The sequence below is a fragment of the Synechococcus sp. MIT S9507 genome (genome assembly GCF_047304715.1).
GTDB lineage: Bacteria > Cyanobacteriota > Cyanobacteriia > PCC-6307 > Cyanobiaceae > Synechococcus_C.
Window position 1 is genome coordinate 314491 of the sequence record NZ_CP138970.1, and the last position, 24647, is coordinate 339137.

Consider the following 24647-nt stretch of genomic DNA (forward strand, 5'->3'; position numbering starts at 1 on the left):
GAGCCGCAAATGCAGAGCCGCGAATCAGGCCAGATCAGACGCTGAGAACGGCCTCATTACGGGAGATCTGCTGCTTTTCACGCTCTTCGGCCGTGAGCCCATCAGCATCGGGAATCTGCGCAGCCATCTGCTCAAGCCAGCCCTTGAGTTCCTCCAGCTGCTTCTCCATCGGCAACACACCAAGACCCCGAGCCATCACCTTGGCGATCGCACCAGATCCGGACTGATACACCAGACGCCCGTGCAGGTGCTGGGGCAAACCTTGACGCAGCAGTCGAAAAGCCGGCTCTTCCATCGGTGTTTCCAGAGCGATGTTTGGCTTTTCAGGCCGGATGCGCGAAAAACCGCAGCGTTTGGCCAGAAGTTTTAGGTCCATCAGCTGGAGCAGCGACTGCACCGGGCCTGGCAGAGCGCCGTAGCGGTCAGCCCAAATCACTGCGAGTTCCACCAGCGACTCGCTCGTGACACACTCAGCGGCCGATCGATAAGCCGCCATCTTTTCGTCGGCATCGGTGATCCAGTCAGCAGGGATGAATGCAGTGACCTGCAGATCAACCTGGGTGTCGTCGACAGCAGGGATGTCCTGCCCCTGGATCTCAGCCAGAGATTCCTGAAGCATCTCCATGTAAAGGTCAAAACCGATGGCCTCCATCTGACCGCTCTGCTGAACTCCCAGAAGATTGCCCACACCACGGATCTCCATATCCCTCATCGCCAGCTGGTATCCACTGCCCAGCTGGGCAAATTCCTGAATCGCCCTCAGTCGCTGCCGAGCTGCTTCGCTGAGAGAGGAGTGACCGGGATAAAACAGCCAGGCATGGGCCTGGATCCCACTGCGGCCGACACGCCCCCGCAGCTGATAAAGCTGCGCCAGACCGAAACGATGCGCATCCTCAATCAGAATTGTGTTGACTCTTGGAATATCCAGTCCGCTCTCCACAATCGTTGTGCAGAGCATCACGTCAGCTTCACCACCGTTGAAAGCCACCATGGCGCTCTCCAGCTCGCCTTCGGCCATCTGGCCATGTGCAACAAGCAAACGCAGGCCAGGAAGCATCTGACGCAGCTGACCCGCCACCTCTTCAATCCCCTCAACCCTCGGAACCACGTAAAACACCTGTCCACCCCGGTCGAGCTCCTGGCGGATTGCACTGCGAACCGCTTCCTCATCGAGCGCGGCCAGATGCGTCTTGATCGGTCGGCGTAATGGAGGGGGCGTGGTGATCAGACTCATTTCCCGCACTCCTGACAAGCTCATGTAGAGCGTTCGCGGTATTGGAGTTGCCGAAAGAGTGAGCACGTCAACGTCCTTGCGCAGCGCTTTGATCTTCTCCTTCTGATTGACACCGAAGCGCTGCTCTTCATCAACCACCAGCAGGCCGAGCTTGTCGAACACCGTGCTCTTGCTCAGCAATTGATGGGTTCCCACCACAGCATCAATCGTCCCGTTCTGAAGACCTTCAAGAATCGATTTACGCTCGCTGGTGGTCCGAAAGCGATTGAGAAGCGCCACCTTGATGGGATAGGGCGCGAAGCGCTCAGAAAGCGTTCGCCAGTGCTGCTGAGCAAGCACGGTTGTGGGAGCCAACATCGCCACCTGCTTGCCTGCGGTGATCGCCTTGAAAATGGCCCGGATCGCCACCTCGGTTTTGCCGAAGCCCACATCGCCGCAAACGAGACGATCCATCGGTTGCGACTTCTCCATATCCCTCTTCACATCTGCTGTGGCCTTCAGCTGATCCGGAGTCGGTTCGTAAGGGAATGATTCCTCCAGCTCGTTCTGCCAGGGACCATCGACAGGGAACGCGAAGCCAGACGCCTGATGTCGCTCGGCGTACAGCTTCACCAGGTCGAGCGCCACCTTGCGCAAGGCCTTCCCGGCCCGTTCCTTGGCCTTGACCCAGGCTGATCCGCCCATCTTGCTGAGCTGGGGGGGGGCATCACTGTTGGCGCGGTAACGACCGAGACTCCCCAGCTGGTCTGCCGCCACACGCAGGATTCCGTCTGCGTACTGCACCACCAGATAGTCACGCGCCTCGCCGCTGATGGCCAATTTCTCCAGCTTCTGAAAACGACCGATGCCGTGATTGCGATGCACCACGTAATCCCCGGGCTGCATCTTGTTGGGATCGACCGTGCGGCTGGCCGCTTTGCGGCGGCGGCGCACATAGCCGGTGCTGGTAAGTGTCTGCTGCCCGAAAAACTCCCGGTCAGTGATGAGAGCAATCCGCCAGGCGGGAAGCTGCAGCCCCTCGAGGTCAGCTGTGCCGCGAGTCTTCAAAGCAACAGGGGTTCCCTGTTCAATCAGACGCTCAATCGCCGGCGCATCCGCCGCATTGGGAACGAAACGACTGATGCAGTCATGCTCTTCCAGCAACGCAACAGCTCGACTGGGCTGGGCAGACAACAGCCAAACGGCCTGTTTCTCCTTGCCATAGCTCTTGATCAGTTCTCCAAGCTTTCCGAATTGATTGGGATAAGCCGGCACAGGACGACTGTTGAGATCAAAAGCATTGGGATGGCCATCACTTTCCTGCAACTCGGCCAGATCAAAGCCGGGGAAGGCTTCTGCCAGCCCCATCGCCTCCTCGATATCGCGGTGCAGGATCGGCAGCGGCAACGCCAGTTCGTCGTGATGCTCCCTGGCATGGTCGAGCCATTGGTCGCCATGGGAGCGGCCATGGCGTCGTTCATCAATGGCCACACAGCTGTCGACCGGGAGATAATCAAGCAGCGAGGCAGGCTGCTGCCATGCCAGGCCAAGCAGGCGGCGCATGCCCTCGGGAGTCCCGCCCTCCAACAAATCAGAGAGGCCTTCCTCGCTGAGAAGCTGATCCAGACCATCGGGCATGGCCTCGCGAAGCTGTTCGGCGATCAGAGGACTGAAGCCTGTCGGCGTCAGTCGCAGGCTCTCGATCGGGTCGAGGGAACGCTGGCTGGCGGGATCAAATTCACGCAGCTTGTCGAGCTCATCACCGAAGAACTCAAGACGCACCGGCAGCTCACTGCTGACAGGGAAGACATCAACGATGTCGCCACGCCGGCTCCAGGTGCCCTCCTGATCGATGGTTGAAACCCGTTCGTAACCGAGCTGGGCCAGGCTGGTGGCCAACTCCTCAAGGTCGACGCTGTCACCTTTGCGAAGGGTTCGGCATCGATCAGACAAAGCCTGCGGCGGTGGCAGATGCGGTTGAAGACAGCGCTCCGTGGCCACAATCGCCAGATCGCGGCTCCTTTGATCCACCTGCAATTCACTCAGCACCTGCAGCTGGCCCCAGGTGATTTCACTGGTGGGATCAAACGGTTCGTAGGGCGAACCCTCACTGGTGGGATAAAGCTGGGCACTGCGCCAACCCATCAGTTCCAGAAGAGCCGTCCACCGCCCCGCCTCCTCGAGGGTCGGCACCACCACAAGCAGAGGCCGGTCCTGATGGCGGGCCAGGCCACTGGCCACGAGAGCCCTTGCTCCACGGCTGCCGCCGCGCAGCAGAAGCCTGTCGGGGCGATCGATGCGTTCGCCAAGCTCACTGGTCAACGCTGAGCACTGCAGCAGGCGCACCAGGGAGCTGAGGGGCATGGCAAGACCACCGACGGCAGCGCATGATTGTCGCAATTCATTGTTCGCCACTGCGTGCATCACGCCGCGCTCTTCGGCCATGCCTCGATTCCGCTGCCCTGATTGCTGTTGTGGTCCTGCGGTTGTTCTGCGTCCGCCGAAAGGGGCCCTGCCCGTGTGCTCCCGCTGCGGCAACGTGATGGAACGGCAGCCACTGGTCAGGCCCATTCCGCTGGCTGTTTGTCTGACGGTGAGCTCAGCCCTTGTGGGACTTTCCATACCAGCGCTTTTAGGTCCTCCACCGCCACCCAGGCCTCCGTCATCGGAAAGCCTCGCTTAAGCCTTTCCCTCACACCTGAAAACAAGCAGACCAAGCGCCACCATGAGCAAGCCGAGCATGCATCGATCAAGCCGACTGGAACGCAGATTCGAGGGGCTGATCTGGAAGTTCCGGCTGGTCACGCTGATTCCCGTGGTCATGAGTCTGCTGGGAAGCATCAGCTGCTTTGTCATCGGAACCTACGCAGAGATCAGCGTTCTGAGAAAGGTGATTCAGGCTGACTTCACCCATGACAGCAGCACGCTTCTGATCGGGAAGGTGGTAGGAGGCATCGACTACTACCTCATCGGCATCGCCCTGCTGATTTTTGGTTATGGCATCTACGAGCTTGTGATCTCCGACATCGACCCACGTCAGGCCGATGAATCGTCCTCAAGACGCAACCTGCTGAACATTCAGGATCTCGATGGTCTGAAACAGAAACTCACCAAGGTGATCATCGTTGCCCTGATCGTGACAGCTTTCAAGGTGATGGTGAGCTTTGAAGTGAAATCCATCACTGAACTGATTCAGTACTGCGCAGGGGTGCTGATGCTCGCCTTCAGCGCTTACCTGATCGGGCGCACCGGCAAACACTGATCGAGTGAACAGTCCTCACCCTTGAGGATGAATCCATTCATCACCAGGGGGGAGGTGCACCACACCTGACTCGGCGGAGCTTGAAGTGGCTCATGTTCGATGTCAGCGATGACCAAAGACTCAACACCCAAAGCAGTTCAAAAACGGCTGGAGCGTCAGCGCCGCCATGAACATCGCCGCCGGATCCCACCCCGGATCCTGCAACGAAATCACACCGTGCTGAAGCACCTTGGACTTGCGCACCTCGGAGCCAACCGCCTGCTGCACAACGGCTGCGGCGAACACGATGATCTCGTTCAGGAAGGCCGCTATGGACTGATCCGCGCGGTGGAGAATTTTGAGGCCGACCGCGGCCACCGGATCAGCAGCTACGCGATGTCGCGGGTCACTGGCCAGATCAGGCATTACCGCAGAGACCGGCTGCACCTTGTGCGAATCCCATGGCGACTAGGAGATCTGCATGCGCGCGGAATGAAAGAAAAGGAACGACGGTGTCATGCAGGCCTGCCGCAGTTGAGCGATGAAGACCTCGCCCAACAACTCGAGGTCACCACTGATCGCTGGCGAGACGCCTGCATGGCTCACAGGTCGCGTCGAATCGAGTCACTGGATCATCAGCTCAGCAACAACGATGGGTCCTCTCAACCAGAGACCCGGATCAGCTGTCTTCCAGATCACGGGGGCCAAGAGGCTGATCCACAACGCGAATGGCTGAGCCGAACGCTGAAAACGCTGAAGCCGGATCACTGCCGTTGGATCTGCGCCTTCTGGATCGACGGTCTGTCGCTGACGGAGATTGCAGAAGGCGAATGCGTCGACAGGCAAACTCTGCGCACTGCACTGGAGGAAATCCTGATCACCCTGCGTGCCGAAGCGGCTCGACATTTCAAGCCGACAATTTCAGAAGCCAGGCGGCAATCATAGCCAGTGCTGCCGCCCAGGCGGTCTGCAGGCCATTGACCAGTTCGTTGGTCAGCCAGGGCCATCGGTCCTGGCCGAGAGCCCCAAGCAGACTCTCCAGCAATGTGGAGATAAAACCCACCGCCAGCACGATGGCGAAGGCAGCGCCGGATTGAAGCAACCCAAGAAGAGCCATCACGAGCGTCATCAGCAGACTGCCGAAGGCACTGGCCAGGGTTCCTTCCACACTCACAGCACCCTCGGTGCCTGCGGGCACCGGCCGAAGGGTGGTGATCAGCAGGGTGGTGCGGCCCCAGCGCTTGCCGATCTCACTCCCGAAGGTGTCGGCCAGTTTGGCTGCAAAACTCGCGGAGAAACCAATCAGCAACAACGTCGGCGAGCCGATGCGAGCGGCGATCAGCAAAGCCAGCACAAGACCGGTGAAGGCTGAGCCCCAGACATTTTCCGGTCCGCGACGGCCGCCTCGACCCTCGGCAAGCCCCAGCTCATGCTTCCTGGCAAAGCCCAGCTTGGTGACAAGGGAACCAAGCACCAGGTAGAGCACAACAGCCAACCAACCACGCCAGGCCAACGAGCCCCAAAGCACCGTGCCGAGGATGCCTGCATGGCACCAACCGGCCCTGGTCAGCAGTGGAAAGCGCTGCGCCAGACTGATCAAGAGCGCATTAACCAAAAGCGCGGTGAGCCACAGCGAAACGGTTTGAGACGGAAGCTCAGGAGGCGCTGAAAACATCTGGCTGTGTTGCACTGCCCTAAGCATCAGCGCTGATGGCAGCTTCGGCACGGATAATCATCGTGATGATTTCCGCGCTCCGGCATGGTGCTGAACAGAAAGGGCTTCTTCCTTGAGCTGGGAGACCATGAACCAACAGCACCAGAGAGCAAGGCTGCGACCAAACCTGACACCAAGCCGGCGAAGGTTGAGAACGCTTCGAAGTCACCCCAGCCCGCAGCGACTTCTGCTCCAATCGAAGCAATCGCTTCAGCTCCAGTTGCCGTTGCGTCCGAAAGCAATACCAACAGAACAGCAGAGAGTGCCGAGGTCGTGGCCAAGGCGAAGCCATCACTGACCACTGCTGAAGCCATCGCCGCGGAACTGGCTGCAGCAGATTCAGCAAAACCAGAGGTTGAACTCGTCACCTTCGCCCCACAGGCTCTTCAACCCGGCAACTCCATTCGTCCTGGCAAGCGTCGCCCTGGCAACAATCTGGCTGGATTTCGCAGCATGGCGACCGACCTGTTCAAGAGCTGATGGATCCGGCTCATCTCTGACAGATCCGCCCATCAGAGGTGCATTGCAACACCGGAATCTCAGCAGCTGAGAGTGCGCCAGTTGGTCAGGCTGCTGGCAGCAGCCACGGCGGCGGTGGAGGTCCGGAGGATGGTGTCTCCAAGCGAAACAAACAGCCAACCTGCCGCTCGTGCTGCAGCAAGCTCCTGATCACTCCATCCCCCTTCAGGGCCGATCGAGAGCCAGATGGAACGATCCTTGAAGGATTGAATCGCCAGCAGTTCAGCCAGTCGGAGAGTGCCTGCCTCACGGGTGACCGCAATAAGACGCAGGTCGTTCTGATCCGGTTTCGCCCACCAATCCGCAGCGGCACACAATCCCGGCAACTGTGGAGCCCAGAGCCGCTCACACTGTTCCACAGCTTCCTGAACGATCGAACGCCAACGCTCCGGACGATGCTCCGCCTGTGGAACGCAGCGTTGACAGTCAATCGGCTGAAGCCGATCCACTCCCAACTCACACGCCATTCGCATCACGTCATCCATTCCTCGACGGATTAACGCAATGGCCAACCCCACCTTCGGCAAGGGTGAAACCACGTACTGGCTTGGCATCGTGAGATCAGTGCACAACTCGAGATGTTGTCCGTCCAGAAGACGTGCCATCCAGAGATGACCGCAACCATCAATGACATCAACCAGGGAACCCTGCTTCAACCGCAAAACTTTGCGCAGGTACCGCGATTCATGCTCCTCGAGCTGAAAACGACGTTGAGCATCCGCAGACTGCAACCGGTGAGAGTCGATCAGGAGGCGCCGTCGTTCCGCCACGTCAGCGATCAACCCATACCAGGGAAAACACTGTCGGGATGGTCCTCCACCGGCCAGTCGTCATTCACACCCCCGATCAGCAGCTCCTCAAGCTGCACCACATCAGAGTCAAGCTGACGCAGGGCATTGATCAGAACATCAAGGGCAATCCCATCACTGGTGCCCAGATCAATCCAGCAACGGGCCCAGTCCTGCTGGTACTCCATCTGCCCCATGTTGTGCATCAGAGCTGGCATCACTCCTGATGAGTCCTCGTTTTCGTAGCTCATCCAGCTGAGCTCATCGCCTTCCTCATGCACCTGCAGACTTTCAGCATTGAAACCGCCAAGACGTCCCAGCACATACCAGCTGTCAAAGATGCCATCGACATAATTCCGCTCTCCCTGACTGGGAATTTCGCTGAATCGCAACCAGACCCAGCAGTTGAACGGATCAACCTCTCGAAAGCGAACGCGCATGACCCACCGCTGACATCTTCATCATCGCCGGCAAGCGCACAATCGACCATGCTGGAGAGCCAAGGCAGCCCGGATCGGGGCATTCGATCAGAATGCTGGAACTCAGCGATATCAATTACAGACCTGCAACCGCGGAGCAGTCTGTGTTGAACAGCATCCAGCTGAAGGCCGATGCCGGTTGCCCACTGCTGATTTCCGGCGACAGCGGCAGTGGCAAGACAAGCCTGCTGGAGGTGATCAGCGGCATGGCAGGCGCTGACAAGGGCAGCATCAGCTGGAACGGTCAGCCACTCAATCAGCGCCAGCGACGCTGGCTGTGCGGAGTGGTCTTTCAGTTTCCGGAACGACACTTTCTGGGCTTGAGCGTGAGCCAGGAACTGAAGCTGGGCCACCGGCGGCTGAGCAGTGAAGCCATGATCTCAGCACTTCGAAAGGTCGGACTCAGCGGGGTTGATGGACGTCAGGCGCCCGAGCGTCTCAGCGGCGGACAGCAGCGGCGACTGGCCCTTGCAGTGCAGTTGCTGCGCGAGCCTGATGTGCTGCTGCTCGATGAGCCCACCGCAGGGCTCGACTGGTCAGTGCGTGCCGAGGTTCTGGAACTGCTTGACCGGCTCAGCCAGGACCGTTTGTTGATCGTGGTCACCCATGAGCCGGAACTGTTCCAGGGCTGGAACTGTGTGCACCTGCGCCTTCGCAATGGCCGTTTGCATGCTCTGTCACCATGACGCCTGGATTGTTGAAGAGCCATGGCTGATCGGCTGGTCCGTGCCACCGCAGCAGGTGGTGGAATCAGGCTTGTGGCGGTGACCACAGGCGAAACCACGCGTACCGCACAATCACGTCACGGGCTCTCATACCTCACCACAGTGATGCTGGGTCGTGCCATGGGTGCAGGACTGCTGCTGGCCAGCTCCATGAAGGTTCGGCATGGACGCGTCAACCTGCGACTGGGCTCAGACGGCCCTTTGAACGGCCTGACGGTGGACGCCGGCCGAGACGGGAGCGTGCGTGGCTTTGTTGGCAATGCCTCGCTGGAACTTGATCCGATCCGTGATTCGCAAGGGCAAGTCAGCTTCGATTTCAACTCGGCAGCTGGAACGGGTTATCTGCACGTGGTGAGGGACGACGGGAAGGGCGAACCGTTCAGCAGCACGGTGGAACTGGTCAGCGGGGGAATCGGAGAGGATGTCGCCTCCTATCTGCTCCACTCCGAGCAGACGCCCTCTGCAGTGTTCGTAGGCGAAACAATCAACAGCGAAGGCCTGCAGAGCAGTGGAGGTCTCCTGGTTCAGGTGCTGCCCAAGGCAGCGGAGGAGCCAGCGCTGGTGGCACTGCTTGAAGAAAGATGCCGGGAGATAGAGCACTTCAGCGAGAAGCTCCATCACTGCGGCGACCACCCGGAACAATTGCTGACCGAGGTTTTTCCGGATCTAGATCCCCAGCCCATTCCAACCAGTGAACCGAGCCAGGCGGTGCGCTTTCACTGTCCCTGCAGCCGGAAACGAAGCCTGGGCGCTCTGGCGTTACTGGGCACAAAAGAATTGCACTCCATGCTCAAAGAGGACAAAGGAGCCGAACTTACCTGTCATTTCTGCAGTGAGGTTTATCAATTCAATGAATCTGAGCTGCAGAGCCTGATCGATGACATGAATCGATCAGGCCAGTAACAGCGCTCCTGCAATCAACAGCATCAGAGTCGGCAAGGCCTGGCATTGTTCAACATCCAGAGGCAGGCCTGCCTGAGCAGTGACAGCACTGAGCAATGCACCCACAGCAAGACCCGCAATCAGAAGCAGAAGGGTCCAACCGAGCGAACCCAGGGGACGGCGACCACGCTTGACCTGACTGATGAACACACCGATCGTTGACAAGGCCAGCAGCAGATCGATGGTCTGAGGTGCGAGCAGCAGCAGCAGCAAGGCCAGAGCACCGGCGATGGATCGCACTACAAGTCCCTGACCCTGCACCAGCTGCAGGTCGGGCATGAACCCGGCGCCACCAAGGGATGGAGCCGGCAGCGACATACCTCGCAGTCGCGTCAGCAGAGCTGAAGGACCATTACCACTGCTGGGCACTCCGGCGGAAACCTGTTGGCGCTCAACCTGCGACGCGGAGGCTGCAGCGGAACTGAGACGACCGGACTGGCGGTCACGCAGACGCTCCATGAGCACAGCGTCATAAGCAGCCTCCACACGGGCACGGGCTACTGCATCTTCACCACAGGAGGCAACAACTCGATCTCTGGCTTTCTGTACGTCATCGAAACCAGCTCCGGGACTGACGCCGAGCAAGGAATAGGGATCTTTCGGATCAGAATCAGAACCTGGATCCAGCCCAGCAGCCATTCGTCTACGAAAATCTGAATAGAGATTATCGAGAGACCCACCCAAACGAGCACAAACTCTGGATTTGGAAGCGACTCAGAACAGTGGGGGGCCGTGACGAAATCCATGCAGACGCTCGAAATGATTCCGAAAGCTGGGAACCTCGGTGTCCAGCAAAACCTGACGATGTCTGATCAGAGGCATCTGTGGTGGCAGGTGATAGCCCTCAAGAAGCTCAACGTGGTCCCGATGGTCACGAAAACAGACGTAATCGGTACCGCCATCATCACAGGGACGCAGAAGCCAGAGGGTGTCCACAACAAACCGCTTCAGTGGCAACATTCTGGCGATCGAATTGCTGGCCCGTGAGCGAATAGCAGTTGTGGTTGAATCTCAACATTTCAATAAGGATTGGGATTCAAGCTGCAAGTGATTTTATTCGGATTTCATCAAGTCTCTGAGATGGTTGAGCATTAAAGCCAGGAAGAACAGGACCAATGAGTTGAAGATCTGATCAATGGAAAACATCACTATCGGCAGACGAGGTTGATCAACTTGTGCCGAATCTGATCTCCTGCTGAAGATCAAAGAACTTTGTGAATATGACAAATCAACACGCACAGTTCTATCAATAGACCACGAACTGGAAACGGAAAACAGTGAGCCACTGTCGCGGCCTTAAATGAGGGAAAGAATGAAAAAATGTTGCCATGATCACCATCCAGTGTGGAATGCATAACAGCCTTCCGTTGGATGAAGCGTTTTGAATACCTGACATCCTGAGGATGCTGGAATCAGAGGCTGATCGGCTCCACTCCACTCACAACAGGAGCCACTGCATTGAGCTCAAGATCAGGATGCTCTTCATGAAGCTGATTGAGATTCCAGTCATTCTTGAACAACAACACGGGTCGATTCCAGGCATCCCGAACGGTTTTGCAGTTGAAGATTCGGCCTACTCTCTCCAGTGACGACCATCCACCTGTGACCCAGCGCGCCACCTGATACCCAAGCGGCTCCAGCCGAGTTTCAACACCGTATTCATTTTGAAGACGATGCTGAACAACCTCAAGCTGCAGCTGACCAACTGCGGCAAGGATCGGATCCCTTTTACTTTCATCATTGTCATAGAGAATCTGAACCGCCCCCTCCTCACGCAATTCGTTGACCCCCTTTCGGAAATTCTTGAATGCTGAAGGATTGGGATTACGCAGCCAGCTGAAGATCTCCGGACTGAAGCAGGGAATTCCCTCGTACTCCACCTTTGATCCTGTGTAGAGGGTGTCGCCGATCGAGAACATCCCGGGATTGTTCAGTCCGATCACATCTCCAGGGAAAGCATCCTCAACAACCGCTCGATCCTGCCCGAACAGTTTCTGAGGACGTGACAAGCGAATGGACTTTCCCGTACGTGCATGACGAACAGTCATGTCCTTTTCAAACCGACCGCTGCAGACCCGCACAAACGCCACCCGGTCTCGATGACGAGGATCCATGTTGGCCTGAAGCTTGAACACGAAACCGCTGAAATCAGGCCGCAACGGATCGACCGGACCGTCTTGCCCCTGACGTGCCACAGGTTTCTGAGCCATCTCCAGAAACGCATTCAGGAATGGGCGAACGCCGAAATTGGTCATCGCTGAACCAAAGAACACGGGTGTCAGCTCACCGGCATGGACCAACTCAAGATCAAGTTCAGCACCTGCGGCTTCCAGCAACTCCATCTCCTCAACCGCCTGCTCCAGCAGCTCGGGTTCCACGAGCTCCTTCAGCTCTGAATCATCCAGTGAAAGATGACGTTCCTCTGATTGGCGCCCACGTTCTGCACGACTGAACAGAATCACCTCGTGGGAGCGGCGATCAATCACCCCTCGGAACTGCTCACCACTTCCGATCGGCCAGTTCACGGCCCATGGAGTCAGTTCCAGTTCGGATTCAATTTCATCCAGAAGTGCGAGTGGTTCCCGGCCTGGACGGTCCATCTTGTTGATGAACGTGAAAATGGGTATTTCACGCATGCGGCAAACCTCGAAGAGTTTGCGGGTCTGCGGCTCAAGACCTTTAGCCGCATCTTCAAGCATCACAGCGTTATCAGCTGCTGCAAGGGTTCGGTAGGTGTCCTCGGAAAAGTCCTGGTGGCCGGGAGTATCCAGCAGATTGATGGTGTTCCCCGTGTAATCGAACTGCAGAACGGTGGAGGTGATCGAAATGCCCCGTTGCTTCTCAAGCTCCATCCAGTCGGACGTGACTTTGCGCTGCTCACCCCGAGCCTTCACTGCACCAGCCTGCTGAATGGCACCCCCGTAGAGCAGCAGTTTCTCCGTAAGCGTTGTCTTACCGGCGTCAGGGTGAGAAATAATTGCGAAATTGCGCCGTCGCGCCACCGCATCCAGCAATTCACGCTCGTCCTGCAGTGCTGAATCCGTGCTCATGGTCTGGATTGATCGAATCCAGCCTGACAGCCCGTGATCCAGCCACTCACCTCGAGGTAACGATCGCCAATGGCAGCCACCCGCAGATGCCCCAGACCGGCATGCACCAACTGAGCGCTGACTTCATCCACTGTGAAGGACGCATGCAGTGATGCCCGGTAATCACGTTGGAGCACCGGTGGTGCATCGGCGACATGGTGTTGGCACAGTCGGTCAACGCTTGCCTCGCTGTCTGGACGCCGAAGATCGCGATGCACCACCAGACAATGTGTCGATGCCAGTGGAACCAATGACGACCACAGCTGATGAGGATCGTGGAGGTGATGCAGCAAGCTGTTGCTGACAATCAGATGCGCGGGATTGTCAGCCCGACTGAGAGGAAGAGGGGCCTTGTCGTAGCGGAGACGTTCCGAGGAAATACCGTCTGCACGACGGCGCTCATCAGCCACTTCAATCATCCTTTCGGCCCCATCGAGTCCAAGCACTGAGCAGTTCGGCCAACGCTGGGCAAGCCGAGCGGAGATGTTGCCCGGCCCACAACCCAGATCCAGCAGACGTGCCCGATCCGGGAAAGAATCACCGGATGCTTCGAGCAAAGTGTCAACACGGTCAACAAGCGCCTGGTCCGTGTTGCTGAAATCGGCTGCTGCATAGGCCTTCACCTGCAGCGGCTCATTCATGACCTCAGGCTCAGGAATGCGCAGCATCATTGACTCGGTTGATTGGCATGCGGCTCGAGAACCTCCCGAATGCTGCGAATGAGGCGGAGCAGGCTGTTCTCGGAATCATCCTGGGCGATGAGGCATGAACGGATTTCAAGCTCAGGGTCATCACTGAGGCTGAACTGCGCAGGAACCGACAGGTTTCGAAGGCGAGTTGAACGTTCTCGGACACCACTGATCGCATGAACTCAGAGATTCTCTCCGGCTGTTCCGGGGTGGTGCTGCAGGCAACTCCCACCACAATCTCACTGGGCGAAACACGTCTCAGCAATTCCTCCAATGCCACCAGAAGGGTTTCACGCAATTTCAGGAACGCTGTCCAACCAGCAGGAAGCCACAATCGTGTGAACAGGTGCTGCGCCAGACGCCTGGAACGAGCCATGAACCATTGCACCTTGGATCGGAGCAATGGTGGCAACCGCTCAGCCTTTTTGAGCTGCGACACTGCTGATAGTGCCACCAACCACTTGTTAACCCCATTGCTGGCGTTAGTGTGCTTGAACTGACCCGTCTGACCACGTGACCCTGTCTCCGAGCCGCAGTGACACCACGGACATCACTGAAACCGTGAAGAGCAATGGCGACTTTCCCGCCACAGCACCAGCAGCAAACCCTGTTTTCTACCGGACCTATAGCCGACGAAGCACTGCCGGGCGCGAAAGCTGGAGCGAGGTCGGATCTCGCAATCTCAGTGGTCTCCAGAAGCTTGGAAAGCTGACCGATGAAGAGGTGTCACTGCTGGCACGGATGCAGACCGAGAAGAAAGCGCTGCCATCAGGACGCTGGCTGTGGATCGGCGGCACCCCGTGGATTGAACGTCAGGAAAACTTCTCCGGCTCCTACAACTGCACATCAACCAATCTGATCGACTGGGAAGCCTTCGGTCTGATGATGGACCTGGCGATGATGGGCTGCGGAACCGGCGCCATCATCGAGCCGCACCTGATCGATCGGCTGCCGGTCATCACCAATCCGATCGACGTGGTCAAGGTCACCGATATCGGTGTCACCCCTGCAGGGGAACGTCAGGAGACAACCACCCACAGCATCAAGGGCGACACGGTGTCGATCCGCGTGGGAGACACCCGTCGTGGCTGGGTCGACAGTTATCAACTGCTGCTGAATCTCGGCAGTGATGAGCGGTTCGCAGGACGCACCGTCAGGGTGGAAGTGGATCTTTCTGACGTGCGGCCTGTAGGCGAGACCCTCAAGGGCTTCGGAGGCATGGCCAATCCGGTCAAGCTGAAGGATCTCTACGGACGTGTCGCCCGCCTTCTGGGCAAGGCCGTTGGCCGCAGACTCAGCTCAGTGGAGTGCTGCCTGCTGATTGATGAGGCTGCTGTCACGATCGTTGCCGGCAACATCCGCCGCAGCGCAGGGATGCGTCAGTTCGCATCCAGCGACACCAGCGCCGCCGGCGCCAAAGACAATCTCTGGCAGCAGGATGCTGAGGGCAACTGGCGCATCGATCCCGAGCGTGATGCACTGCGCATGGCCAATCACACTCGTGTGTATCACACCCGCCCGAGCCGCGAGGTGCTGCTCGAAGCGGTCACCCGCCAGTTTCACAGCGGAGAGGGCGCCATCCAGTTTGCCCCTGAGGCAATCGCCCGTTCCAATGCGGATTTGCTCTCGACTCCCGAGCTGCGTCGCGAATTCATCGACATCTACTGTGACCAGGGCAAGGAAGAGGCCGGCCGCTGGCTGAACCTCAATCACGGTCCAATCGCTGAAGCCGAACTCGAGCACCGCCTCGGACGCTATGGACTCAATCCCTGCGGTGAGATTCTCGGCGCAGATTTCCACTGCAACCTTGCGGAAGTCCATCTCAACCAGATCGACCCAAGCGATGACGAAGGTCAGCGTGATGCCTTCAGGGCCGGGGCTCTTTCAGTTGCTTGCCTGCTGAACCATCAGTTCGAAGTGGAGCGCTACCGCCAAAGCCGCGACTGGGACCCAATTGTTGGCGTGAGCTTCACGGGTCTGTTCGACTTTTTTGTGCATGCTTTCGGAACCCCCTGGCTGAAGTGGTGGGAAGCCGGACGTCCCGACACCGATGAGGGGCGTGAATTCAAGCGTCAGGAAGCCGAATACCTCAGCCGCTGGAAAGCAACAGTGAATGAGGCTGTCTGGGAGTACTGCGACCGCCAGGGCTTGCGTCGCCCCAACCGCTGCACCACAGTTCAACCCGCTGGCACGAAAAGCCTGCTCACCGGTGCCGCCCCTGGCTGGCACCCACCTAAGGCTCAGCGTTTCATCCGCCGCATCACCTTCGGAAAGAACGATCCTGTGGCCATGGCCTGCATGGACTACGGGTACACCGTGGTGCCTTCCCAGTCCGACAAAGACGAGCAGGGAAGACTTCTCGACGATCCTTTTGATCCCCGATGCACGGAATGGCTCGTGGAGATTCCAACAGAGGTGAGTTGGGCGAATCTGCCGGGCGCCGATGCCGTGGACATCAACGCCTTCTCGGCCATGGCCCAGTTCGATTTCTACATGCAGGTGCAGACGCACTACACAGCCCACAACACATCGGCAACGATCGAGTTCCGTGAGCACGAAATCGAGCAACTTGCCGATGCACTTCACGGCAGCATTGATCGTGGCGAGGGCTACATCTCAGCCGCATTGCTGGCTCGCTTCGATGCCAATGCCACGTTCCCCCGGCTGCCCTTCGAACCGATCGACGCCGAGACCTACGCACGAATGCAATCCGAAGTGATTCAGCGGCGCGTCAGTTCAGACTTCTTCGAAGCCCTGCAGCGCTACGACTTGGGTGAGATCAGCGAAGCCGGCCCAGCCGGCTGCGATTCAGACAAGTGCCTGCTGCCGCTGGCCAAACCCAAGAGCTGAACATCTAAAAGGAGTCATCGAGTGCTGACTCCTTTAAAATGGTGATGCGTGCGACATAGCGATGTCACGCAGCCAGGAGAGGTGGTCGAGTGGTTTATGGCTCTGGTCTTGAAAACCAGCGTGTCTGCAAGGGCACCGTGGGTTCGAATCCCACCCTCTCCGCTCAGTAAGCCCAGTCTCTGACTGGGTTTTTTAGTGCCTGGAATTCGGTGGGTCTTGCCGATTCGAGAGGGATCTTGCAAGCTCTTTGGAGATCTTTGACCCCAAAACAGTCCACTTTCGATCCACCGGTCCATGCCCCTGGAGCAGCTGCATCCGAGACCACGCCTGGCTTCGCTTTGCGGCGTCCCAGGTTCGCGCCATGAGCTGACTTTTCTTCAGCAACTCCCCTCGGGTGACCGAAATAATTCCAATAAAGGACCTGCCCATAAGGCAGTGCCCAGGGATCCCTGCAGGCCAAAGCGATTGACCGGTGCTCGGGCGTCCCGGTGGATCGGGCAGCAGCTGAACGAGTGTTAGCCGGAGTTGCAATTTAATTGCAGGCTTGATTACTAATTAAGCCTTGACTATCTCTGCTCAACTGCGCTCAATCGTGCCAGGCATTGACCGCCAACTGTCAGACTGACTAAACCAATAAGCTGGACTTCAAAGATAGGAGTGGGAGCAGAGTCGGGCTCGTAAAAGGAACTTATTTGTAGAACACCATCATCAAAACGAATTTCGCTTCTGGTTCCTGTGAAGTCAGACGAACCAATGAACACAGGGTCTTCGGCTATTGCAGATAAATTTATTTTGTCATCTTCAGATGAACTGAAATCATAATCGATGAAAACAAACCTGTCCGAACCTTCGCCCCTTGTCAAAAAGCCAAAGCCAAGGCCACCATTAAGGACATCATCTCAAGCTCCACCAATCAGCATCTCATTTTCGTCCTCTCCAGTGATAGAGTCATAATCCTGACCACCTATTGCAAAACCATCAATGCGCTTCTTATAAATAAACAATAACTACTGAAGAGCAAATATCTCAAAACAGTCCACAACTAAATCCTCATTATTTAGCAAATAAGCAATATCAATGAAGGTGTCAACGAAATCAATAAAAACTAAGTCGTTGCATGTTCATCCTCTGAGCATTCGGCGAGGCTCAGAATTCCAACAACGAAAAACACAATAGAACCCATGAGAGTTGTTCGGATTGACATTTCTATGTTAATTACACTCAAACTATGAAAACTGACTGGAAGGGCTGCAACTGCAGATTGCATAAACCATAGACACCCCAGGCCGTTGACAATCGCAATCCACCAACCAAGATGCATCGGCTCATAGACAAGAAGTTTTCCATATCCGACCTCCAACAAGCCTTCCATCGCAGAGATTAAAAATAGAACTGAACCAACGAAATTTGGAAAAATTACCAATATCAGCCAGCTATATTCACTTGAGCGTGGATAAGCCCACAGGAAGAGGTATTAACATTAAACAAGATAGTCCTCGCGCTTTGTGTTGCGGCACATCGAAACCCACACCATTTCCATGATCTTGTATTTTTCGGAAGTTTTTTAATCGCAATTCTTGCTTGTTGAAGCTGCCAGAAACCGCCTGCTGTGAAAAATATTGATCCAATAGCAAGTAATGCCGAACTGGTATTAAAATTACTTGTACTAACAAGAGATACAAAGGACCCAAGAGCAAACAAGAAAGGGCCAACAATGAAGGCTATGGCCGTAGACACTTCTAGACGCTTAATTCTTTTTGCAATAAAGAGCGATCGAATAATTTGATGAAAATTCAGGCGCTGGATATGTCGGCCCCACAAGGGCCCATGTCCCTTACGAAGACGACTAGACCAAATTCCATCACGATGCAGCCACGCCGTAACGGATAGTCTGTTTTGCCAGTAAGGGATTAACTCAGGCTCGGTACTGTTGATAATCAAAACCTCGATGGGTCATTATGAAAGAATATTTGCGCATTGACAGGTCGCTTTTTACTTGAATTCAGCAAATTATTTCTTAGGACCATACAACCATTCGCCCTTTAAGGTTTTTTCCATTCTGATGATTTATATTGAGAATCGCATCTAGGGTCCGCTGGTGCTGTTCACGGAAGTGGAGGGGGAAGGATGCAATCTGAAGGTAACGTATATCCATAATCATGTACTCGGACATTTCGATTACTTGGTTTTGATAAAAGTGCATTAATCACAGGTAGCCTTTGAACGTGCTCGCACTGGGCCGTTGTAGATGAACCACCAAAACGAATTTCAATGTCAGCTGAAACTCTGGTATGGAAAGCTTAGACACAGGAGAGATTAACTCCTGCCGTAACACCACTGGTTATTTCGCAAGACAGGCGGCCGAGTACACTTGAAGCATCGGCCTTACCTGAATCACCACTTTGGTAGTAGTAACCAACAGATGCATTCAATGCAGAAGTGATGAAATAACCAACATCAAGTCAGTAGGTGTTAAGGGCACCCCCTTGGTAAAATAAGTTTAGGTCCTGCTCCGTATCACCAACAGGAAGCAAGGCATAAGCATTGAAGTTCCAGTTATTGGAGACCTCTTCTGCACTGACTGCCACCTGCTGGAAGAGAGCACTCTTCTCTGTGCCGCTGACATTGATGCCGGTGTCGGTTCCAGCTGTGTTCATCGGGAAGCTGTCATAACCAGCATTCAGCCCGTACATCCAGCGGTGGTCTCCATTCAGCCAGCGATAGCCAACACGCGTTGAAGTGCTGACGGTGGTGCCAGCGACATCGGTGTTAATGATGCTGCTATCTCCTGCAAGATCAGCGAAGTTGACGTAGATCAGAACATCAACGAACCAAACGCTGTTGTCGCCAATAGAGAGGGGCAAGAACCCACCAATGCCCGCCTGATTGGGCGTGCCAGCACCTTGCTGTGCGCCCTGGAAGCCAAAGGTGGGTTTGACCACATCCTTGAGGCTGATGCTCATCACATCACCGAGATCCACTGCACTGCCGTCCTGCGCCTTCAAAGGCACCGGGGCAATGGCAACAGCAGAAGCCAGCAATCCACTCGCGAGGCGGCGAAGCATGGATCGCACGTCAGTGCGCGCATAATGCCGAGCTTTGCTTGGTTGCGGCAGCAGCCTTTTGAATTCGCGGCTAGTACTGGTGTCCTGGTTGGGCGTATATGTCGATTGACCACGGGGTTTACAGCTCACCCGAGTCAGAGAAGCCGGTGTTTCTGTACGTTGCTCCAGGGATGACGGTGATCGTCAAGCACGACTATCTGACCGGAGAGCAACACGAAAAGGATTAGTGGATGGGGCAGGTGATCCACTGCGGAGGTGCTGCACGTGATCCGAAGATCCACAACCTCATCCAGATCGCTGATGTGGATTCAGGCGTGATCCGCAGGGTCAACGCTGATCTCGTGACCCACATCATCCCGGCGATTTCCTGACGAAATCACCAGATCGGATGAAAACTTTGCGTTAAGGGTTATTGGCTGTGGTGTCACAGCACTAACTACAAGCAGCAGACACGCCGGCAACGCAAGAATCAGGTCAAAGAATATAACGGAAGTTTTTAACTATTTGAAAGTTTCTCGCTGTTATTGGATGTTCTTTTTGCTCAAACCTGTTATTGAATTTTTCTGCTTCGGCTCTGTCTTGTTCAGTAAATTCACCCTCTTTCCCCAAGAATTGCCTTGAAGTTGGTTCATATTGACATTTGCGATTATAAAAATGAGGATGTGAAATCCTCTCTACCCCTGTTCGCCAGTCTATCTCAACATGTTTAAATTTAATTACTTCACCTCTCCTTTGCCATTCGTGACAAGCAGTTATTGCGTGCTCCTTTGATGGATACCTAACGCTGCATCCACCGATGAACAGAGCAATACTACAAATAGATAAATACTTTTTCATTCTTTATCTATAACTGGCTGCCCTGCGTGTTGTATCCCCCAAATGGGTGATGTGGTCACGGGGCTTTTAGGGGATCTTGAAGGAGCCCACCTCTAACAGGCAGTGCATGTTGCAGCGGTTCCTCACAACGGCTCCATGCACGTGGCTGTTGATCAACTAACGCGGAAGACGGTGACGCCAAGGATCCAGGGCAATAAAAAACCCCACACGTGGCGAGGTGTGATCGGTGTATGGGTAAGCGAGTAATGAATTCAAGCAAGAACCTCGAAGTTTACTGCCACTAATTGACCCGGATCAGCATGCACGATTGAATTGTAAACATCAGATCCTGTGGCGCCTTTAATAAAAATTTGGTCGCCGGATTCACTCATAAGGGTGGTCCCAAAACCATTCTGAATGATTTCAATCTGACCTGTATATTTACGAGGACCTTCAATGGCATCAATACCATTAATTGCCTCTACGGAGATCTTATCTTTCTGCGAAAGGTTAAAGTCCCATACTTGATCTATCCCTTTTGACATCATGAATACATCAGCACCAGCTACACCAATTAGTACGTCGCTTTCAGCGCCTGCGTATAAAAAGTCCTCATCATTTTGACCCAAAAGGAAATCGTTTCCGCCACTGCCGATCAACACGTCACGACCACCTCCACCCTCCATAAAGACATTATAATTTCCTCTAACAATCAGATGATCATCGCCTTCATTTCCACCTATAGCGAAAGCTTCATATCCATCGGGTAAACCCGGGACGTCATCAGACGTTATTTTTTGGGGTCCGTCTACTGCAACTACTTCTTCACTGACCTTGTCGCGCTCACAAACTCTGTCGCTTTCAACGGCTTTGTCTCCTTCAAAAACTCGGGCAATATCTTTACCGGCTTGGTCCCACCATTCAGGAGAAAGGAAATCAGCCATGATCTTTAAAGCAACGGGTAAAAGTGAGAGTGTTTTGAACACCTTTGTTTGAACACTTCTGTTCTATAACTCGTAAATGCTTCCCAACAGGGGGACGACCGAACCTCGAAGCACGGTTTAGCGTGCACTTATGCGTAGCCGAGAAATTCCATGAAGCCCACTGCACAGCTCTGGTGTAGCCCCCACGAGATTCTGGATAGCAACTGGTGAATGGCTCAGAACCACCTGCCTAGCTGGGCTTGGCTCACTTTGAAGCCGGTGACACCAAGGCTCCATAGCAATAAAAAACCCGAACTGGGCGGGGGTGACCGAAGTGAGTTGTTTTGTCGGGAGATCGATAGCGACTCCTAAACGCCCCCTGCTTTTCCCTTCAAGGGTTTTGTATAGCTCTCAGCCTTGCTTTGACGGCATCAGGCTTCCCGACAACTCATAGAACTCAGAATCTGAATTGGACTCCGATTCCAGGCTGCCGATAGCCATACCCATAGCCGTAGCGATATCCATAGGGGGCAATGACACGGGGGTAGCGGTTATACACCCTGCGAGCACGACGCCAGTCGCGGTTGTATGCCCTTTGATAATGATTGAAGTCCCGTATATCGCGACGAATCTGACGGCGGATTCTTCTCTCCTCACGATGATGATTATTAGCTTCTGCAGCAGGAGCTAATACACCAGTTGTGGCGCCAATCAGTCCAGCGCAGAGAACAGCTGTTGTGACTTTGTTGAACTTACGGAAGGTTGTCATGGTTTTAAGGAGTGAATGTTTGGGGGTGCTGCCCCCCTCGACTCCTTCAAGATCACAGCTCTTCTGGTGAGCCCCACTACACAGCTCTGGTGCAGAACCCACGAAGTTCTGGTGAGCTTCTGGTGAATGGCTCAGAACTGGCTGCCTGACTGGCATTAGCTCGCTCGGAAGCTATTGAGGCCAAGGCTCCAGGGCAATAAAACCCCGACCTTGGCGGGGCGTGATTGGTGTGAGGTTGTTTTGCCGGGAGATGGATCAGCACCACTAGACCGCCCTGCCTTTCCCTTCATGGGTTTTGTATGGCTTTCAGTCATTAGTAATGGCGTCAGGCTTCCCGGCTTGCCCACCATTGCTGAACTGACTTACTTCCACCTCACCCACAAGAGTGAACTCTTTTTGTCGGGGGATCCCCCGTTGAGGTGTTCAGCGCGTCCAAGGGCACTGGCTGGCGTACTTCCAAAGGATCTGCGCATGGCGGCTGGCGACCATCGCCTGCTGAACATTCATTCCGCCCACGAATAGCTCTCCGACGGTTCGGCCATAACGGTCGCTGGTGATCCGGCGAAGGCTGACAGGCTTGCCGACCACCATGGCTTGAAGGTGATCGCGGGCAGCCCTGGCCCGTTGCGGCTGAGCCCGCTTCCCTCTCATTTCTGGGGTGTCGATGCAGGCCAGCCGGATCTTTTCACCTGCATTGGTGGTGTAGGTATCGCCGTCTTAGCAGCTCCGGATGGTGATGGTTTCCAGGGCAGCAGCAGGACTGCCAAGCACCAACAGCAGGCCAGCTGAGCTGATCGCAGCGGATCGAAGCATCCTCATTGCTGCCCCTCGTCTGAGCTTGGGCACGCCATCCTCACTATTGGATTTTTTGCCGGTGAAGGCAATGAGCGAATCGACTGATGGCAAATGCCCCACCGCGGGTGGAAAGTAAGGCCACGAAATCGGAGGAGCCCATGACGGCCGACACTCCACCTGAGCAGATCACAGAAGCAGACTGACTTCTGGCCCCTGCTCCAACAGTCTCAACAATGACCTGGGTTGGTCCTTTGGTAGGCAGACCTTGTGCGCCACGCCAATCGACGCTCCGTTTGCACCGCCCTAGGTGCCCCAGGAGACAACAACCCGACACCTAGAGCCAATGGCCCCAGGGCGCCTCCAGCCAGACGCTTCGACCCCTTCCTTTCCCTACAAGTGATGGGTTGAACAATGCACAAACGAGCGATCTAGGCCGTCTTTCCACCGGGAGGGGCGGCCTCCTTTTATGAAAACCGTTGCAGTGATTGGCAGGTTTCTTGTTTAGGCCCAGAGGAATTATCTAGTACATAAGTCAGCACCTGCGGCCTACCAAGCAGCTTCAGTAACGGTCCATCCACTGCGTTGAAGATCTTTCCAGAGAGCAACGGCATCCTTGTAGCGCATTGTGCGGCGCGTTTTCAAAAGCGGCATTAGCCCAGATGGCATGTCATTGACGTGATCAACGAGGACCAAAACGTCATTCGCTGAACCACTTGGATTTGGATCTGAAGAAAACTCATGTCAATTAGATACAACCTTATTAGCATTAAAAATACTTGCAAAGACGACAATGACTATTCATGAAGTCACTTACGAACATGCAGTAATCAACTACGCAGACTGCTTTTTTATCCAGAGTCATTTGACAAGCCTGTTCCGGCAGTACTCATTATCCCTGATTATCATGGGTTAACTTCTTACGCCAAAGCTGAAGCGAAATGGTTAAGTGAGATAGGACTTGTTGGATACTGTGTAGATATTTATGGTGAAAAAGGAGTGCCAAGAACATCGCAGGATGCAGCCGAAAAGGTGATTCCTTTGTTCAATAATCGTGCTGCCGTTCTGAATCGATTATCTATTGCTCTGGAACATGCCTGCTCCTTGGAGGGAGTCGATGCGAGCAGATCAGGTGTCATCGGTTTTTCCAGTGGGGGGCTTTTCGCTCTAGACATGGCACGTCGTATTAAGAGCATTCAAGCTGTTGCTTCTGTGTGGGGAGTCTTCTTGCCGTGGGAGCTGAAGCCCTCAGCGATGATCGAACCTAGTGTTGACGGAGCGAGCTTGCTGTTCATTCATGGAACTGATGATAATTTTAATCCTATGGATTCGAATATGAACCTTATTCGAGAGCTTGATCAAGCGGGCACTGATTATCAGCTCAAACTTTTGGGAGGCAAAAAGCACGCTTTTAGCCTAAAAACTTCAGATAATCTGGAAGTTTTGAGTGGAGAGGAGCCGCAAGCTCTTTTGTATGACGAAGCAGCTGATCTGCGAGCACGCCAATATGTGAAATTTCTTATCCGAAGCGCTCTGAAATAGCATAAAACAGAAGTTTTGATTCGGCTTTTTGATAAAAGAAGAGCTCGCTGGTTGGTTGACATTGATTGATCATGCACTGCGAGCGACTAAATGAAAACACCGAAAGTGCGGCTAGAGTTGATGTTTGCCCGTTGAGTATTCCGTTGGCCAGTTGTTTTAGCTTTAAGCATTGACTATACTATTGATCATGCCACATGCAATCGTTGAAAAGAAGTTAACAGAAGCCAAGGTGGCTCTATCTTCTTTATCATGCCTTGGATTCTGAAGGAAGTTTCTATAAATCTATAGCAGTAACATTCAGTGCAATTTCAGGTGAAGCAGTTTCTGTAGATCTGAAGCATTGCTTGTTCGAAGTTCGGTCATAGATGCACGAGTAGTAATAAGGACGGTTCTCATATTTGATCAACACACATTCAGGAAACCCTGTGGGGATGTTCTCAACGATTCCTCCCTTTAACTTGGCCACCAGACAGACAGTCCATGCCTGAAAC

23 protein-coding genes, 1 tRNA gene and 1 pseudogene are annotated in these 24647 nt (G+C 54.9%); 11 read left to right on the forward strand and 14 right to left on the reverse strand.

The window, feature by feature from the left end; translation table 11 throughout:
• Positions 1 to 34: 34 nt before the first annotated feature.
• Positions 35 to 3577: a transcription-repair coupling factor gene (mfd, locus tag SIB83_RS01560; RefSeq protein WP_413747254.1), complete on the reverse strand. Its 3543-nt coding sequence runs from the start codon at positions 3575 to 3577 to the stop codon at positions 35 to 37.
• Between the two features lie 361 nt (positions 3578 to 3938).
• On the opposite strand from mfd, the gene SIB83_RS01565 reads away from it, so the two are divergent.
• Together SIB83_RS01565 and SIB83_RS01570 are read left to right on the forward strand one after the other, a co-directional pair.
• Positions 3939 to 4475 carry a YqhA family protein gene (locus SIB83_RS01565; RefSeq protein ID WP_413403124.1) on the forward strand — a complete coding sequence of 179 codons (537 nt, stop codon included), beginning with the start codon at positions 3939 to 3941 and terminating at the stop codon, positions 4473 to 4475.
• Positions 4476 to 4583: 108 nt separating this feature from the next.
• The gene (locus SIB83_RS01570) at positions 4584 to 5399 is read left to right on the forward strand and encodes a sigma-70 family RNA polymerase sigma factor (protein ID WP_413746577.1); all 816 of its coding nucleotides are present in this window, start codon (positions 4584 to 4586) and stop codon (positions 5397 to 5399) included.
• Here the strand turns inward: SIB83_RS01570 and SIB83_RS01575 are convergent.
• A complete protein-coding gene (locus SIB83_RS01575; RefSeq protein WP_413747255.1) occupies positions 5362 to 6129 on the reverse strand; it encodes a TIGR00297 family protein in 768 nt (255 codons plus the stop codon). The genes SIB83_RS01570 and SIB83_RS01575 overlap by 38 nt on opposite strands.
• A gap of 84 nt (positions 6130 to 6213) precedes the next feature.
• On the opposite strand from SIB83_RS01575, the gene SIB83_RS01580 reads away from it, so the two are divergent.
• Complete coding sequence (locus SIB83_RS01580) at positions 6214 to 6648, forward strand: hypothetical protein (RefSeq protein ID WP_413746578.1); 435 nt, start codon at positions 6214 to 6216, stop codon at positions 6646 to 6648.
• Positions 6649 to 6707: 59 nt separating this feature from the next.
• On the opposite strand, the gene SIB83_RS01585 is transcribed toward SIB83_RS01580, so the two are convergent.
• Both SIB83_RS01585 and SIB83_RS01590 read right to left on the reverse strand, forming a co-directional pair.
• The gene (locus SIB83_RS01585; protein ID WP_413746579.1) at positions 6708 to 7457 is read right to left on the reverse strand and encodes a 16S rRNA (uracil(1498)-N(3))-methyltransferase; all 750 of its coding nucleotides are present in this window, start codon (positions 7455 to 7457) and stop codon (positions 6708 to 6710) included.
• 8 nt (positions 7458 to 7465) lie between these two features.
• Positions 7466 to 7915 carry a DUF3531 family protein gene (locus tag SIB83_RS01590; RefSeq protein WP_413403130.1) on the reverse strand — a complete coding sequence of 150 codons (450 nt, stop codon included), beginning with the start codon at positions 7913 to 7915 and terminating at the stop codon, positions 7466 to 7468.
• A gap of 92 nt (positions 7916 to 8007) precedes the next feature.
• Here SIB83_RS01590 and SIB83_RS01595 point away from each other — a divergent pair, with 92 nt between their 5' ends.
• Together SIB83_RS01595 and hslO are read left to right on the forward strand one after the other, a co-directional pair.
• Positions 8008 to 8640 (forward strand): ABC transporter ATP-binding protein, encoded by a 633-nt coding sequence (locus SIB83_RS01595; RefSeq protein WP_413403132.1) that lies wholly within the window; start codon positions 8008 to 8010, stop codon positions 8638 to 8640.
• A gap of 21 nt (positions 8641 to 8661) precedes the next feature.
• Positions 8662 to 9582 carry an Hsp33 family molecular chaperone HslO gene (gene hslO / locus SIB83_RS01600; RefSeq protein WP_413403134.1) on the forward strand — a complete coding sequence of 307 codons (921 nt, stop codon included), beginning with the start codon at positions 8662 to 8664 and terminating at the stop codon, positions 9580 to 9582.
• On the opposite strand, the gene SIB83_RS01605 is transcribed toward hslO, so the two are convergent.
• The 5 genes from SIB83_RS01605 to SIB83_RS01625 all read right to left on the reverse strand — a co-directional run bounded on the left by SIB83_RS01605 (position 9571) and on the right by SIB83_RS01625 (position 13838).
• Positions 9571 to 10260: a CPP1-like family protein gene (locus SIB83_RS01605; protein WP_413746580.1), complete on the reverse strand. Its 690-nt coding sequence runs from the start codon at positions 10258 to 10260 to the stop codon at positions 9571 to 9573. The genes hslO and SIB83_RS01605 overlap by 12 nt on opposite strands.
• Positions 10261 to 10335: 75 nt before the next feature.
• Positions 10336 to 10581, reverse strand: coding sequence for a hypothetical protein (locus SIB83_RS01610; protein WP_413403138.1), 246 nt, complete (start codon positions 10579 to 10581; stop codon positions 10336 to 10338).
• A gap of 452 nt (positions 10582 to 11033) precedes the next feature.
• Positions 11034 to 12671 (reverse strand): peptide chain release factor 3, encoded by a 1638-nt coding sequence (locus SIB83_RS01615; protein WP_413403139.1) that lies wholly within the window; start codon positions 12669 to 12671, stop codon positions 11034 to 11036.
• Positions 12668 to 13351 (reverse strand): class I SAM-dependent methyltransferase, encoded by a 684-nt coding sequence (locus SIB83_RS01620; RefSeq protein ID WP_413746581.1) that lies wholly within the window; start codon positions 13349 to 13351, stop codon positions 12668 to 12670. Before SIB83_RS01620 ends, SIB83_RS01615 begins: the two co-directional genes overlap by 4 nt.
• A 10-nt stretch (positions 13352 to 13361) precedes the next feature.
• Complete coding sequence (locus SIB83_RS01625) at positions 13362 to 13838, reverse strand: hypothetical protein (protein ID WP_413746582.1); 477 nt, start codon at positions 13836 to 13838, stop codon at positions 13362 to 13364.
• 74 nt (positions 13839 to 13912) lie between these two features.
• Between SIB83_RS01625 and nrdJ the strand changes: the two genes are divergently transcribed.
• Positions 13913 to 16249: a ribonucleoside-triphosphate reductase, adenosylcobalamin-dependent gene (gene nrdJ, locus SIB83_RS01630; protein WP_413746583.1), complete on the forward strand. Its 2337-nt coding sequence runs from the start codon at positions 13913 to 13915 to the stop codon at positions 16247 to 16249.
• A 75-nt stretch (positions 16250 to 16324) separates the two neighbouring features.
• Positions 16325 to 16411 (forward strand) — tRNA-Ser (locus SIB83_RS01635).
• Between the two features lie 1943 nt (positions 16412 to 18354).
• On the opposite strand, the pseudogene SIB83_RS01640 reads toward SIB83_RS01635, so the two are convergent.
• Positions 18355 to 19314: pseudogene (locus SIB83_RS01640) on the reverse strand (carbamoyl-phosphate synthase).
• Between the two features lie 98 nt (positions 19315 to 19412).
• On the opposite strand from SIB83_RS01640, the gene SIB83_RS01645 reads away from it, so the two are divergent.
• Together SIB83_RS01645 and SIB83_RS01650 are read left to right on the forward strand one after the other, a co-directional pair.
• Positions 19413 to 19541 (forward strand): hypothetical protein, encoded by a 129-nt coding sequence (locus tag SIB83_RS01645; protein WP_413746584.1) that lies wholly within the window; start codon positions 19413 to 19415, stop codon positions 19539 to 19541.
• A 3-nt stretch (positions 19542 to 19544) separates the two neighbouring features.
• Complete coding sequence (locus SIB83_RS01650; protein ID WP_413746585.1) at positions 19545 to 19685, forward strand: DUF3104 domain-containing protein; 141 nt, start codon at positions 19545 to 19547, stop codon at positions 19683 to 19685.
• A 717-nt stretch (positions 19686 to 20402) separates the two neighbouring features.
• On the opposite strand, the gene SIB83_RS01655 is transcribed toward SIB83_RS01650, so the two are convergent.
• From SIB83_RS01655 to SIB83_RS01665, 3 genes are all read right to left on the reverse strand, one after another.
• Positions 20403 to 21074 carry a hypothetical protein gene (locus SIB83_RS01655; protein WP_413746586.1) on the reverse strand — a complete coding sequence of 224 codons (672 nt, stop codon included), beginning with the start codon at positions 21072 to 21074 and terminating at the stop codon, positions 20403 to 20405.
• A gap of 436 nt (positions 21075 to 21510) precedes the next feature.
• Complete coding sequence (locus SIB83_RS01660) at positions 21511 to 21822, reverse strand: hypothetical protein (protein ID WP_413746587.1); 312 nt, start codon at positions 21820 to 21822, stop codon at positions 21511 to 21513.
• A 423-nt stretch (positions 21823 to 22245) separates the two neighbouring features.
• Entirely contained in the window at positions 22246 to 22473 is a 228-nt protein-coding gene (locus SIB83_RS01665; protein ID WP_413746588.1) for a thermonuclease family protein, read from the reverse strand.
• Here SIB83_RS01665 and SIB83_RS01670 point away from each other — a divergent pair.
• Positions 22417 to 22611 (forward strand): hypothetical protein, encoded by a 195-nt coding sequence (locus SIB83_RS01670; RefSeq protein ID WP_413747411.1) that lies wholly within the window; start codon positions 22417 to 22419, stop codon positions 22609 to 22611. The genes SIB83_RS01665 and SIB83_RS01670 overlap by 57 nt on opposite strands.
• Positions 22612 to 23163: 552 nt before the next feature.
• Here the strand turns inward: SIB83_RS01670 and SIB83_RS01675 are convergent.
• Entirely contained in the window at positions 23164 to 23310 is a 147-nt protein-coding gene (locus SIB83_RS01675; RefSeq protein ID WP_413746589.1) for a DUF1651 domain-containing protein, read from the reverse strand.
• A gap of 198 nt (positions 23311 to 23508) precedes the next feature.
• Here SIB83_RS01675 and SIB83_RS01680 point away from each other — a divergent pair, with 198 nt between their 5' ends.
• Positions 23509 to 24156: a dienelactone hydrolase family protein gene (locus SIB83_RS01680; protein ID WP_413747256.1), complete on the forward strand. Its 648-nt coding sequence runs from the start codon at positions 23509 to 23511 to the stop codon at positions 24154 to 24156.
• Positions 24157 to 24647: the final 491 nt, after the last annotated feature.